This is a genomic window from Pseudomonas sp. Sample_11 (genome assembly GCF_004307505.1).
GTDB classification, from domain to species: domain Bacteria; phylum Pseudomonadota; class Gammaproteobacteria; order Pseudomonadales; family Pseudomonadaceae; genus Aquipseudomonas; species Aquipseudomonas atacamensis.
Genome location: NZ_RCOD01000031.1, coordinates 212689 through 226898 on the forward strand (window position 1 = coordinate 212689; position 14210 = coordinate 226898).

Here is a 14210-nt window from a genome sequence, read left to right on the forward strand (position 1 = left end):
GAATCGTCGCTGCTGCTTTCACGCGATTGTAGTATTAGTGGCTGGCCAGACTGGCGGCGTCTTCGACAACCTTCCACGCAACGAACCAGAGCTGGGAAGCCTACCGCTGTGTAACATGATCACCGCGCACTCCCCGCTTTTCTTCCAACAACGTCCTGGGCAACACAAACCCTTCAAAACTGCGCTGAGTAATCGGGTTGTTAGCTTTCTGCGCGCCAATCCGATAACGCATCAACCCATCGGCAACTGCAAAAGTCAGGTCGACACTGGTGTCGGTTCGGCCATTGAGGTGCCCGCGACTGAGCAGCCGAAACAACGACCACGGCCCGCGGTAGCTCAGGCTGGCGGTGTTGCCGGTGCTGTGCACCAAGGTCAGTTGGCTGCCATTGCTGTTGCCAAGGCTGTTGGGCCAGACCAGTCCGGTTCGTTGCGGCGCGCCGTGCTGGTAGGGGATCAGCTGGCCGTCGACGCTGAGCATGCTGCTCAGGCGGGTGGCGCTCAGGGCCAGGGGTTCGATGGTCAGTTGTACGGCCAGGTGGCCGCGATGGTTGAAGAAGGTGTCGCGGATGCGCTCGGCTTTTTTCAGTTGCTCAAGCACGTCGCTGCGCACCAGATAGCCGCCGAGGCTGTCGGAATACAGGGCGTCGAGGTTGTCCTTGAGGAACACGTTCAAGTACTGATCGTGGAATTGCTGCAGGCGACCCTGAGGGCCGAAGAAGGCTTCGAAGTCTTCCAGCGAAGCGTCCTCACCACTGGCCTTGAACGGGTAACGGTTCGCCAGGCGCTCGCGGTAGAAGCTGTAAATCTCACTGTCCCAACGTTTTTCCAATTCGCGCAGGGCGGCAATCACCAGTACCTGTGAAGTCTGATCAGCGAGTTTTTTGACGTGCTGGTTAAGCGGCTCGGGCAGGCCCACCGCGACGCGTTGCAAATTGGCAATCGGGTCAGCACCGTCCAGGGAGAAGCGGTTGAGTACGGTTTTCAGCGCTGCCTTGCCGGGGTCCGGGTTGTCATGCACGGCTTTGGCGTAGTCGTAGACGGCACCGACCGAGCGCAGGGCTTCTTCGTAATAGGATGGCTGCTCGCCTCGTGCGGTGATCAGCTCCGAGAGACTGGAGAACGCGCGCCGAATGCCAGCGGCCTGTTGTTGGCCGTCCGAGACCTTGTCCAGCGCAAGCGGCGCCTGTCCTTCGTTCAAGGGTACCGATGGATAGATCACGCTGTTGTCGCGCAAGGTTTCCAGCAAACGCCGCAATGGAGCGGCCGGGCCGGTGACTTGTTCCAGTACAGCCACGCCGTGACTGAGGTCATCGAAGTCGGTGACCGCGAACTGATTCAGCGCCCGTCGCCAACTGTCGATGTAATCGGCACTGTAGAGGGCGCGGATGCGTTGGGTCAGCACTTTACGGTCTTCGTCGGAGTAGTCCAGGCGTTGGCGCTCGCCGAGTACCCACTGGTCGATCATGGCCAGTTCGATAATGTCCGCGGTGCCGGGCTCGAAGTAGCTTCTGAAGCCCTTGGCGGTGAGCAGCGGCGGCAACTGCAGGCCGCTGCCCTCCTGATCAGAGTTGAGCGGGCGGTAGACGATGTCGAACGCCGGGCCGACCTCGTTGCGCAGGTCCAGCGGGCGATGCAAACGCTCCAGGGCATCCTGTTTCAGGCTCATATAGACCCGTTCGGCCATGGGCAACTGGCGCAGTTGCTGCTGCACCTGGGCAATGCGTTCACGATAGTGCGGCAGGTCGGCGTCGGCGTATTTCAACGCGTAACGCAGGTGGCCCATCAAGTCGGCCTGCAACTGGCCCTGACCTGGATAGGCACGCTGCCACCGTTTGGCAACCCACTCTTGGACAATGGCCGGTCGACGATTTTGCCGCTCTTCGAGCATGCGGTAGACGCGCAAGGCCGCCAGTTGCTGATTGCTGCCGGCTGGCGCGGTGTCGATGACGTTTAGTACACCGCTGGCAATCGCTGGCAGGAAGCGTTTGGACAGCAGATTGAGATAGGCCTCATCCACCGTCGGGCCGATTGCCCTGCCCTGATACATCCCCATATCCGACAGCAACGGCCAGGCCTCGCGGTAGTCGCCGTACACCAGCACCGCATCCCGAATCTGGTCCAACGGCACCAGCAGGTTACGGCCGGTGATATCCACCTTGGCGTCGATATCCCGACCGCTGAATTCCTGACTCTTGGCCAAGACGCTGACCGCCTTGTCACGGTTGACGTTGAAATACAACTGCCAGGTCCCGATGATCACCAGACACCCCAGTGACGCGACACTGAACCCGGCGATCAGCAGCCGCCGTTTGCTGCGGGCCACCTTGATGTTGTCACCCGCCAGACCTGCTTCGGGGTAGATCACACGCTGGAACAGTTGCTGGGCAAAGTAGATCGCTGTACCACCGACAGGTTTGACCTCGGGTGGCGGTGGTGGCAGTTGATAGGCTTGTCCCGCTTCTTTGACGAAAACGTTGCTCAAGGTGCCCTGCTGCAGCACCGAGGAAAAATACAGCCCGCGCACCAGTGCCGGCGTGGTGAAACGATCGCTGCCGAGCATTTCGCTGAGGAAGCCGAACAGTGCCGGGCGCAAGCCCGCCATCTGATGCATCAGCGCCTGCAAGCGATCACGCTCATCCAATGTGCGCGAGTCCCTGGTACTGTTGAAAACCTGCTCGGTCAGGCAGGCGACAAAGGTTTGATATTGGCGCGTCAGTTCCGCCAGCCAGGCATCAAAATCATCCACCGCGTCCAGACTGAAGGTGAAACCCAGCAGATCTTCGCGCCCGCTGCGCGACAACCGGGCGAAGAATTCTTCAAAGCCTTCCAGCAGGTCGAACTTGCTCAGCGTGATGTACACCGGTAAGCGCGTACCCAACTGCCGCGTCAGTTCAAACAGCCGGGTGCGCAGCAGGTTGGCGTGGGCCTTGCGTTGTTCGGGTCGCTGCGTCAACAGGGCCTGTACATCGATCACCAGCACCACGCCGTTCAATGCCCGCCGGCTGCGGTTGCGCGTCAGCCAGTCGAGCAAGTGTCGCCATAGGCGCGGGTGGGTGCCGGCGGGCAATACCGGTTTGACCTTGCCCTGCTGCTCGATGTCTTCAGTCGGTGAATCCGAGTGACTGAGGAACTCACCCGGCGGGTCGATCAAAACTGCTTCGTCGCCAATCCACCAATCCACCGGATAGGCCAGTTGCTCTTCCTGATGGGCCCTGACCCCAGCCTTGGTCACATGGGACAAGGCGAAGCTCTGGTTGGAACGCGTGATCAGGCTGGTCTTGCCGGCATTTTCTTCGCCTAGCACCAGATACCACGGCAGCTGATACAGCGAACGGCGGCGCTCCATGTTGTTCAGCAGGTTGCCCAGGCTCCGATCCAGCGCCCGCTCCTGCGCCTCGATATAAGGCAGGCAAGGATCGGCCTGCACCGCCGCCTCATGTTGGCGTTCAACCTGCAGACGCTGGTAACGATTGCGCACCCGCCACGCCCAGATCAGCAGCGGCACCACCAGCACCACGACACTGGCCGAGACACGCATCGCCAGTTCACCCAGCGGCTGACGCTCGCGCCAGGTCCACTGCGGGCCCAGCCACCAGATGGCGATCAACAAAAATACCACGCCCAGCAGCACCAATACCGGCACCGCCTGGTTGAACTGACGCAGCACCGGCAGGCCCCAGCGTTTGAGGTAACCCCAGACCATCCCCATAAATCGCTCCTACTCCTTAACCGCTGTAATCAAATGACTGTCGTCGATGGGTTGCGCCACTTTCCGGTACAACTCCGGCTCCCAGCCCTGCGCCGTGGTCTCGCGCATCAACCGCGCCACACTGGCGTACAGGTCGTCCGCCAGCCACGACAGGCCACGCGAGGCCAGCAAGTCGGCAGCAATCACCGTGGCGTAGCTGCGCTGGCGCGGGGCATCTTGGGTGGCGTGCAGTTCCTGCAGGCGCAGCAGCACCACTTCCACGCCTTCGGTATTGAGCTGAGTGGCCAATTCGTCGCGCAGGCCGGCGTATTCCTGTATCGGGGTGCCGGTGATTTGCGCCTGATCGGCGCCGCTGATCCAGGCCTGGGTCCGCGCATCTACGAACGGCGTGCCGTCGCTGAAGCACAACTCCAGCAGCGCCGGCAAACGGCAGACAAACCGCTCGCAGGTCTGGCGAATGGCGGCCGCCACCTCTTCCATCGCCAAGCGCGAGGCAACGTGGGCGGCCAAGTAACTGCCACGTAGCCAGTACGGCGAAGCGCAGACGCTTTTTTCGATGCGCAGCAGCAGGTTCGGCTCAATGGCGGTGTGGTTCAGCGCGTCCTGATAGCCGTCGACGATATCCTTGGGCACAGCAGTCAATTCGGTGCGACGGTCGCGGGTGACGGGGGGCGCAGTACGCAAATGCGCCCACAGGCCGAAGCGTCGCAGTTGGTAGCCGGTGGGGTCGTAGGCATCTTGCTGGTTGATCTGCTCGGCCATGTTCAACACAGCGCGGCGTTGTTCGCGCTCATTGCTCGGCGCTTGTGGTTTGGGGCTGGTAAAAAAGGCTGACTCCAGCACACTGCCGGAGGTCGCCGCACGGGTGGGCTCAGTGGCAACGACGGGCTCGCTGTATTTGTGCAACTGGCGTTGCAAGGCGTCCAACGGGGCCGGGTCGAACCTGGCGCTTTCGACACAGCGTTGCAGATTGGCCAGGGCCAGTTCCGCCGCGGCTTGGCAGGCTGGTTCAAAACTGCTGCGTTCCAGGGTCGGCAACACCTGCCCCAGCTCGCCCAACAGACGCTGCACTTGCTTGCGTTTGTTGAGGTAGCCGGTGGGGCCGGGCTTGGGGTGGGCACTGTCCCAATACAACTCGACCATGCCGGCCAACAAACCCAGGGCATCTGCCCAGCGCGCCCATTGCCGAGTCCGCAGCCACACCACTTGCAGATGAGCGACGATGCGCCACTGCTTGCACTGGGTCGCCAGGTACTGGCGAGAGGCTTCGTCGATATACGCCCAGTCGATATCGCTCTCGCGCAGGCCGCCGAGCTTGACCATCTCCTGGTCGATGGCCTGGTAGGTTTCGTCCTCTACATCGAAATCCCCGGCGGGCTGTTCGGGGTCGATGGGGGTCAGCAGCAACTTGACGGTGTCCGCCGGCACGTCGATTACCAGCGACATGCCTGACGCTCCTGTTCGATCAGCTCACCCAGCCCTTCAGCGTCAAAGACCAGGCCGTGCAGCCGCGGATAGTCGCTCTCCAGTCGCAGACGCTGGCCGCCGCCCATGTTGCGCAGCAACGAGATAGCTTGCAGGCCACGTCCGGCATCGACCACCAGGCCGGCATCATCCAGCACCTGCCATTGATAGGCGTCGGCAATCGGGCGCTCATCCTTGAACAGCTGGATGCGAATCTTGTTGGGTTTGGCCGGCTCATCCAGCACTAATTGCAGGCGCGAGATTTTCGATTCACAACTGATGGCCAGCAGAGGTCGAGGCGGCAACGCGCCCAATGCCGGGGCTGAGATCACCAGCCGGTGTTGCTGGTCGTTGTCCGGCTCGGGGAAGGACGACAACAAGAAACGCTGATCCTCAGGCGGACGCTTGGCTTCATTGCGCTGGACCAGATCGACAATCGGCAATACCCGGCCCAGGGCACGCGGCGTCGTAGGTGCCTGATGAATGGGCGTGCCGGCAGCCAGATCAAAACACTCCAGACGCTTCAGGGGCGAGACGATGGCAGGGCAATCCCGGTTCGCTGCCTGCGCCTCCATTACTGCCACAACCGACAGGCAGAGCGCCCATTTCCAACCTCGCCATCCGTTGCCCATCAACGCCTCCTGAATATGCCTCGTCGCATCCAAACCGGATATTTTTCAACTTTCGAACTAACGTGGCTCGCAGTGAAAGTTAAATTAATTAACTTGCAAAGCGTCGCCTGCGCTCAGCAGATAGGCAAGTAGAAGACGAGCAAGACACTGTCAAACCCTGCATAAAAAGAGGCATCCCTCAGACACTTCCATGACAGCTGTAGGAAATCTAGAAGCATTCATCACGATTCTTTTTTCCTACATCCAAAACCCACGAAACGCGTCCCTCTCGTCCTACAAGACAAACCCTGCAACAGCTGTTTCTAATACACCGACTTTACGAAAAAGGATTTTTCCCATGCCGAAAACCCATGGATCTGTCGCGCCCAAAGAACGCGTCAACATCAAGTACGTCCCGGCTACGGGCGATCAACAAGCAGAAGTAGAGCTGCCCCTGAAGCTATTGATTACCGGCGACTTCAAAGGTCACGGCGAGTTAACCGCCATTGAAGACCGGCAATCGGTTCGAATAGACAAAGACACATTCAACGACGTACTGAACAACGCTGAAGTTGCTCTGGATATGGCGATTCCGTCTGTTCTGAACAACGAAATCGATACTGACCTGACTGTGCAACTCCAATTCAAAAACATCAATGACTTCGGTCCCGATGCCGTCGCACGGCAAGTTCCTGAATTGAACAAGTTGCTGGAATTGCGTGAAGCCCTGGTTGCACTCAAAGGTCCCTTGGGCAATGTCCCGGCCTTTCGCAAACACTTGCAGAACCTGCTGACCGATGAAAACGCCCGTCTACGCCTGGCCAGTGAACTGAACCTGGTTCTGGACGCGCCAAACAACTGACTGGAACGCCCTTCTCAACGGAGTACTCCCCCATGCCTATGGAAAGCGCCGCCGCACAAATCCTGGTGGCTGACGAACAGCCGTCGCTGCTTGATCAGCTGCTGGCCAACACCACTATGCGCCCGTCTCAGGAAGGCTACGCGGTAGCTCGCCAAGGCGTGGCCGCGTTCATCAGCGAAATCCTGCAAAGCGGCGATCACCAGCAGCCGGTCAACAAGCACCGGGTCGACCAGATGATTGCCGAGATCGACCGCGCCGTCAGCAAACAGATGGACGTGATCCTGCATCAGCCGCAGTTCCAGCAACTGGAATCGGCCTGGCGTGGACTGAAGCTGCTGGTGGATCGCACGGACTTTCGCGAGAACATCAAGCTGGAAATGCTGCACGTCACAAAAGAGGAACTGCTGGACGACTTCGACAACGCCGGCGACATCACCCGCAGCGGCTTGTACAAGCACGTCTACACCGCCGGCTATGGCCAGTTCGGGGGTGAACCGGTGGGCGCCATCGTTGGCAACTACACCTTTGGCCCCAGCTCGCCAGACATCAAGCTGCTCAGCTATGTGGCCTCCATCGGCGCCATGTCCCATGCACCGTTTGTCTCGGCTGCGGGCCCCGAGCTGTTCAACCTGGAAGGCTTCCAGGGTCTGCCCGACCTCAAGGAAGTCAGCGATATTTTCGAAGGGCCGCGCCACACCAAGTGGCGGGGTCTGCGTGAATCCGAGGACGCGCGCCACCTGGCCCTGACCCTGCCGCGTTTCCTGCTGCGCCCGCCCTACAGCATTGAAGACAACTCGACGCGCAGCTTTGGCTATGACGAAACCGTCGACGGCAACCACGACAATTACCTGTGGGGCAACACCGCGTTCCTGATGGCTTCGCGCATCACCGACAGCTTCGCCCGCTACCGCTGGTGCCCGAACATCATCGGCCCGCAATCCGGCGGCGCGGTGGATGATTTACCGGTGCACCTGTACGAATCCCTCGGCCAATTGCAGGCCAAGATTCCTACCGAAGTGCTGATCTCCGACCGCAAGGAATTCGAGCTGGCCGAAGCCGGGTTTATCCCGTTGACCATGCGCAAGGACAGCGACAACGCGGCGTTTTTCTCCGCCAACTCGGTACAAAAACCGAAGAACTTCCCCAAGACCCGCGAAGGCCAGCAAGCCCAGACCAACTACAAGCTCGGCACCCAGTTGCCGTACCTGTTTATCGTCAATCGCCTGGCCCACTACATCAAGGTGCTGCAACGCGAACAGATCGGCAGCTGGAAGGAACGCCAGGATCTGGAGCGCGAGCTGAACGACTGGCTCAAGCAGTACATCGCCGACCAGGAAAACCCTTCCTCCGACGTGCGCAGCCGTCGCCCCTTGCGCGCCGCAAAAGTCGTGGTGCAGGACGTGGAAGGCAATCCAGGCTGGTACCAGGTGTCGCTGGCCGTTCGCCCGCACTTCAAGTACATGGGCGCTAACTTCGAGATCTCACTGGTCGGTCGGCTGGACACCCAGTAAATGGGCGCCAGCCTGTTTGAACGCCTGGAACCCGACGCACCGCGCTACCGCCCTGGCAGCGTGGATGAACAGGCGCGCCAGCGTGTCGAAGCGATCAAACGCCACCTCGAACAGGTGCTCAACTCACGCCAGGGCTGCTCGCAAAGCAGCCCTGAACTGGGCCTGCGCGATTTCAACGGCGTCACCCAGGCCAGCAGTGATCTGGTGGTAGCGATCAGCGCCGATATCCGGCGTTCGGTGGAAGCCTTTGAACCGCGCATCAAGGTCACGGGTGTGCGCTTTCAGCCCGACCCGGACCTGCCGCTGGAGCTGAACTTTCGCCTGGATTGCCAGGTGCAGGTCAACCACAAGGAAGAACAGGTGCAGATCGAGGTGGCCATGCACGGCCGCGACGGCTACACCCGCGTGCGATGAGGATGCAATGGACTTGAAACAACGCTTTGCCGAGGAGCTGCGCTACCTGCGCGAACTCGGCCGCGAGTTTGCCGAGGACAACCCGCAACTGGCGCAATTTCTCGGTGATCAGGCCGGCGATCCGGACGTGGAGCGGCTGCTGGAAGGCTTTGCCTTCCTCACTGCCAAACTGGGGATGAAGATCGACGACGATTTGCCGGAGCTGACTCACCCGCTGTTACAGATGCTCTGGCCCAACTACCTGCGGCCCCTGCCGAGCGCGACCATCATCCGTTTTACACCGTTGCTGGATGCGATCAGCCAGCGCCAGGTGATCCCCAAAGGCACGCCACTGTTTGCCAAACAGGTGGATGGCATCTCCTGCCAGTTTCGTACCTGCACTGACGTCAGCCTGTACCCATTGGCGTTGCAGGAAGTCAGCGATGCCCACAGCCGCGAAGCCTCGGTGATGCGCATCGACCTCAAGGTGTTGACCGAGCAACCGCTGACCAGCATGGCCTGCGATCAGCTGGATTTTCATCTGGGCGGCGATAACGCCACGGCGCTGACGTTGTACCTGTGGCTCGCCCATTACCTGGACAGCGTCACGTTGCACATCGATAAGCAAAGCTATCGCCTGCCAGCCAAGGTTATCGGCTGTCCCGGTTTCACCCCCGAAGAGGCGCTGCTGCCCTACCCGCGCAATGTGTTCGATGGCTACCGGATCCTGCAGGAGTACTTCGTGTTCCCGCAGCGTTTTCACTTTTTCAGCCTGACCCAGCTGGCGCGCGTCTGGCCGGAGATGAGCGCCAACACCCTGCGATTCGAGTTTCAGTTCAGCCGGCCCATGCCGCCTGATATTCGTCTGCGCACCAGTGACCTGCACCTGTACTGCGCGCCGGCGGTCAACCTGTTCCGTCACGATGCCGATCCGATTGCGCTGGATGGACGCAGCCTGGAACGGCGTATCAGCCCCAGCGGTAACCGCCCCGAAGCCTACGAGATTTTCAGCGTCGACAAGGTGGCCGGTTGGGATGCCGCCGACAAGGAGCGCAAGGGCGATCCGTTGCGACGCTTTACTCCGTTCGAGTCTTTCCAGCATGAGATCGAACATGCGCGGGGCCGCACTGCGCTGTACTTCCGCACGCATATCGAAGTGTCCCACGGGAGTGAAGGCTTGCGTCATCGCATCGCTTTCGTGCGCGGCGATGAAAGCCTGTACATCGGCGAGCATGAAGCGGCATCCATCGAGTTGACCTGCAGCAATCGAGATTTGCCGCAGTTGCTGGGCGTGGGAGATGTATCGGTGTCCACCGAGGTGACGCCGTCGTTTGCCACTTACACCAACCTGATCGCACCGACTCGAAGCTACCGGCCAGTGCTGGATAGCAGCCTTCACTGGACGCTGATTTCCAACCTGTCGCTGAACTATCTGTCGTTGCTGTCGGCCGAGCCGCTCAAGGCAGTCATCCGCGCTTATGACTTCGCCGCCCTGCACGACCTGCAACAGGCCCGCGCCACGCGCAAGCGCCTCAACGGTATCCAGAATGCCGTGACCACCCCCATCGACTGGCTGATGAAGGGCCAGCCGGTACGTGGCGTGCAGACCCGTCTGCAACTGAACCAGGACGCCTTCCTTTGCGAGGGCGAGCTGTACCTGTTCGGCAGCGTGCTTTCGCACTTCTTCGCCCTGTACGCGAGCATCAATTCCTTCCATCGCCTGGAAGTGATCAATACCACTAACAACGAGCGCTACGAATGGCCACTGTTGACCGGCAGACAACCCGTGATCTAGCCGATGTGCTGCTGGCCGACGCGCGGAACTATTCGTTCCATCGTCTGCTGGAGCATCTGCACGCCTTGCATGGCGACGACCTGGAAGCGCAGCCGCTGAGTGCGGCGGTGCGCCGCCGGGTGCGCCTGCAAAGCCATGCGGGGTTGGGCTTTCCGGCTTCCGACGTGGTCGAGGCGGCGCGCCTTGAGGAGGACCGCGAAGAAGTGCGCTATCGCTTGCAGACCAGTTTCTTTGGCCTGCACGGTACCGACTCGCCACTGCCCGGCTATTACCTGGATCGCCTGGCCTATGAGCAGGCCCAGGAGCGCGGGATTCGTCCGGCATTCATGGATTTTTTCAATCATCGCTTGCTGACCCTACTGCACATGAGTTGGCGCAAGTACCGCTACTACATCCGTTTTCAGGCCGGAGGCAGTGACCGGTTTTCGCGATATGTATTTTCCCTGATCGGATTGAACGACAACGACCTGCGCGGCGCTACGCCGTTGCCTTGGGGCCGCCTGCTGAGCTTCGCCGGCTTGATCGCCAGTCGCAGCCGTTCACCTTCGATGGTGTCCGGCATCGTCGAGCACAGCTTTGATCTGCACGGCGTTTACATCCGTGAGTTCGAGGCGCGCTGGGTGAATTTACCGCAGCGCCAGCGCCTGGCGTTGGGCAAGGCCAACGGCACCTTGGGCAGCGATTTTGTGGTGGGTGACCGCAGCAAAACCCGCGCCAGCAAGTTCACCCTGGTGATTCCCAACCTGACCCAAGCCCGTTTTCGGCAGTTTTTACCCAGCGGCGAGCAGTTCGGGCGTTTGCGCCAGTTGATGGAATTTCTGCTGCGCGATGCCACCGCCTACGACCTGGAACTGGGGCTGCGTGAGGAAGATGTACCGCCGTTCAACCTGCAACGCGCCAGCGGCACCCACCTGGGCTGGACCAGCTTTATCGAACATCAAGAACAACGCCATCCCGCCGTGGTGCGGATTCGGGGGCGCGCATGAAATTGACGCTGGTTATCAACAATCCTGCGCAGTTGCTGCACGGGTATTTGCCCCTTCATCGGTTTGGCCCACAGGGCGGCAGCATCGGCAGTGCCGCGGTGGACTGGCGCCTGGAAGATCGCCACAACAGCGTACGCCCCAACCACTGCGACATCCGCGTCGTCGAGGGGCGCTTTTGTGTGATTGACCGCAGCGGAAGAACCTACGTCAACGGTCACGATCTGCCGCTTGAGCGCCATGTTGCGATAAGCCTCAACGACGGTGATCGGTTGCAGATTGGTGCGTATCAGGTCGCGGTGCAGTTGGGCGAGCACGCCCCGGGGCAGCATTCGCTCGATGAGCTGCTCGGCGACCAGCCTGAGGGCATGCACGTGTGGCACCAAGGAGACCTGCCGAGTCGGCCAGCGGCGGATAGGCGAACTGGCACTTGCCCTGAATTCGAACGCCTTTGCCGGCCGGTGGATTTGGCGGAGCAAGGTGATCCCCTGCTAGCGATGGATAAGGCGCCGCTACCCGAAGTGCTGGCGGATATTGGCGCGCCTGCACACAAACGCAGCGTCAGCCTGTTCAGCAACCTGCGTTTGGGCACCTTGTTGCTGGCCTGCCTCGCCCTCGGCGGCTGCACCATGCTCGGCAAAATCGGCCAAGTGATCTGGACGCCGTCGATCCCGGTTGGTGGTCCAGACGACCAGCCCAGCCGTTACTCCCTGAGCCTGTACGCCAGCGACAATGTCAACCCACGGCTGATCAGCACCGGCACGGCACCGGACGAGGACTCGATCCATTCCCCTTACACCCTCAACGTGCAGGCCACCAGCCCGCAGGCGCTGACGGATAAAGTCCAAACCTTGCTCAATCACCTTTACGAAAGCGTGCCGGCCCAGTCACCGCTGACCTCGGAACCAGAACCCGTGGTGTCAATGTCGCCTATCGACGACGCGCTGCTGGGTGACTACGACGACCAAGGCGTTCGCCTGACCACGCCGTGGGGCAACCCGGCGCTGCAACATGTCGCCACGCCGATCGCCTTCAAGGTCTTGCAGTTGACCGACGACTCGCTGCTGGTCAACGCCAGCCCTCAGGCCATGGCCGAAGACCTGAAAAAGACTTTGGGCAGCACCTACATCCGCGCCGATGACTACCTGCTCAACCCCGGCCAATTCAAGTTCATCGACCTTCGCGCACTGGATGGAGACACGCGCTTTATCGCAGTGATCGCCAACTACCACAGCACCGATGTCGGCCAGTGGAAACAGCGCCTGCGCGTCGAGCCAAAAGGCCGCCAGTACGCCGTCCTGGTGCAGTTGGATGCCACCCAGGTCAGCCTCAAGGCAGAAACCCGATGACGCCTTTTTCAGCCGCTTTTGCCCCGAGTAACCACCGATGAGTTCACGCAACCCCGTCATCTGGCATGAAGGTTTGTTCGTCAAACCCCAGCACTTCCAGCAACAGGCCCGCGCCGCCGAAGCCGCCGTGCATCAGCGCCTGCACAGCCTCAACGACGCCCTTTACGGCTTCAGCGAGCTGACGCTTAACACCGAGTACTTGAGCTTCGGCAAGGTCGCGATTAACCAGGCGTGTGGAATCATGCCCGATGGCAGCGTCTTCGACATTCCTCATGATCTGGCACCGCCCTCCCCGCTGGAGATCGCTGACAGCAGCGCGGTCGGCCAGATCGTCTATCTGGCCCTGCCGCTGCGCTCCAACGGCGCCCTCGAAATACGCTGGCCCGACCAGTACGGCAACAGTCGCTATATCGCCCTGCGCGAGGAAATCCGCGACACCCACAGCCATGACGGCGATCAGGTCGGTATGGACCTGGCCGTACCCAACCTGCAACTGATGCTCGAACGCAGCGACCGCAGTGCTTTCACCGGCATCGCCATCGGCAGAATCAAAGACAAGCGCCCGGACGGCAGCCTGGTGATGGACGAGCACTTCTACCCCACCAGTCTGTCACTGCAAGCGGTGCCGGCGTTGCATCGCTACCTGGGTGAAGTGGCCGGGTTGATGCGCGAGCGGGCCAAGAATCTGGCCCAGCGTATCGGCTCACCGGGGCAGTCGGGGGTGGCTGACGTCAGCGACTTCAACCTGCTGCAAACCCTCAATCGGTTGTTCCCGCTGTTCCAGCACCTGGCCCGCCAACGTCAGGTTCATCCGGAACAGTTGTACATCGCCTTGGCTCAAGCCTGCGGCGAACTGGTGACCTTTACCGACGAGGGCCACCTGCCGCAGGAATATCCGGCCTATCAGCACGAAAACCTGCGCCAGTCGTTCCAGATACTCGAGCACACCTTGCGTCGCGCCTTGGGCACGGTGCTGCAACCACGTGCGGTGTCGCTGCCAATCATCGATCAGCAATACGGCGTGCGCAGCGCCGCCTTGAACGACAAGCGCCTGCTGGAGAACGCCGAATTCATCCTCGCCGTGCGCGCCGAACTGCCCGCCGAGACCCTGCGTCAGCAACTGCCCAAGCAGATCAAGATCAGCTCCACCGAAGGCCTGGAACAACTGGTCAGCCTGCAACTGCCGGGCATTCCCCTGCGGCCGCTGCCGGTGGCGCCGCGCCATCTGCCGTTCCATGCCGGCTTCAGCTACTTCGAACTCGACCGCCATCACCCGGCCTGGCAAAGCCTGAGTAGCGGCAGCGGGTTCGGTTTCCACATTGCCGGCGAATTCCCGGAGCTGGAGTTGCAGTTCTGGGCGATCAGGAGTGAGAGAGATGACTAAGTCCGCAGCCGATTCACGGCGTCACGAGGAAATGGTCGGCGCCATCGACCACAACAGCGCAACCATTACCATCAGGGGCCAGACGTGTTTACCTGATCCTGAATTCGACATACGCGGTGTGGCCTGGAACCCGCTGTGCGATGCCGCCA

The 14210-nt window shown here is 60.9% G+C and carries 10 protein-coding genes; 7 read left to right on the top strand and 3 right to left on the bottom strand.

All coding sequences use genetic code 11. From position 1 onward, the window contains the following. Positions 1–100: 100 nt before the first annotated feature. The 3 genes from tssM to vasI are packed head-to-tail and all read right to left on the bottom strand — an operon-like array spanning position 101 to position 5805. Entirely contained in the window at positions 101–3709 is a 3609-nt protein-coding gene (gene tssM, locus D8U60_RS08265; protein ID WP_130899891.1) for a type VI secretion system membrane subunit TssM, read from the bottom strand. Between the two features lie 9 nt (positions 3710–3718). Beyond that, positions 3719–5155 (bottom strand): type VI secretion system protein TssA, encoded by a 1437-nt coding sequence (gene tssA, locus D8U60_RS08270; RefSeq protein ID WP_130899892.1) that lies wholly within the window; start codon positions 5153–5155, stop codon positions 3719–3721. Continuing rightward, a complete protein-coding gene (gene vasI / locus D8U60_RS08275) occupies positions 5143–5805 on the bottom strand; it encodes a type VI secretion system-associated protein VasI (RefSeq protein WP_236249044.1) in 663 nt (220 codons plus the stop codon). The genes tssA and vasI overlap by 13 nt, the downstream gene beginning before the upstream one ends. A gap of 337 nt (positions 5806–6142) precedes the next feature. Between vasI and tssB the strand changes: the two genes are divergently transcribed. Genes tssB through tssK form a run of 7 tightly spaced genes read left to right on the top strand, consistent with a single transcriptional unit; the run spans position 6143 to position 14061 of the window. Then, positions 6143–6646, top strand: coding sequence for a type VI secretion system contractile sheath small subunit (gene tssB, locus D8U60_RS08280; RefSeq protein WP_130899893.1), 504 nt, complete (start codon positions 6143–6145; stop codon positions 6644–6646). Positions 6647–6684: 38 nt separating this feature from the next. Continuing rightward, entirely contained in the window at positions 6685–8157 is a 1473-nt protein-coding gene (gene tssC / locus D8U60_RS08285) for a type VI secretion system contractile sheath large subunit (protein WP_110600355.1), read from the top strand. Beyond that, positions 8158–8571, top strand: a complete 414-nt coding sequence (tssE, locus tag D8U60_RS08290) for a type VI secretion system baseplate subunit TssE (RefSeq protein ID WP_130899894.1) — start codon at positions 8158–8160, stop codon at positions 8569–8571. 7 nt (positions 8572–8578) lie between these two features. Further along, on the top strand, positions 8579–10345 hold the full coding sequence (gene tssF / locus D8U60_RS08295; RefSeq protein ID WP_130899895.1) for a type VI secretion system baseplate subunit TssF: 1767 nt from the start codon (positions 8579–8581) through the stop codon (positions 10343–10345). Next, positions 10309–11331, top strand: a complete 1023-nt coding sequence (tssG, locus tag D8U60_RS08300) for a type VI secretion system baseplate subunit TssG (protein WP_130899896.1) — start codon at positions 10309–10311, stop codon at positions 11329–11331. The genes tssF and tssG overlap by 37 nt, the downstream gene beginning before the upstream one ends. Continuing rightward, positions 11328–12677, top strand: coding sequence for a type VI secretion system lipoprotein TssJ (gene tssJ / locus D8U60_RS08305; RefSeq protein ID WP_130899897.1), 1350 nt, complete (start codon positions 11328–11330; stop codon positions 12675–12677). The genes tssG and tssJ overlap by 4 nt, the downstream gene beginning before the upstream one ends. A 37-nt stretch (positions 12678–12714) precedes the next feature. Continuing rightward, positions 12715–14061 (top strand): type VI secretion system baseplate subunit TssK, encoded by a 1347-nt coding sequence (gene tssK, locus D8U60_RS08310; RefSeq protein WP_130899898.1) that lies wholly within the window; start codon positions 12715–12717, stop codon positions 14059–14061. The last annotated feature ends 149 nt before the right edge of the window (positions 14062–14210 follow it).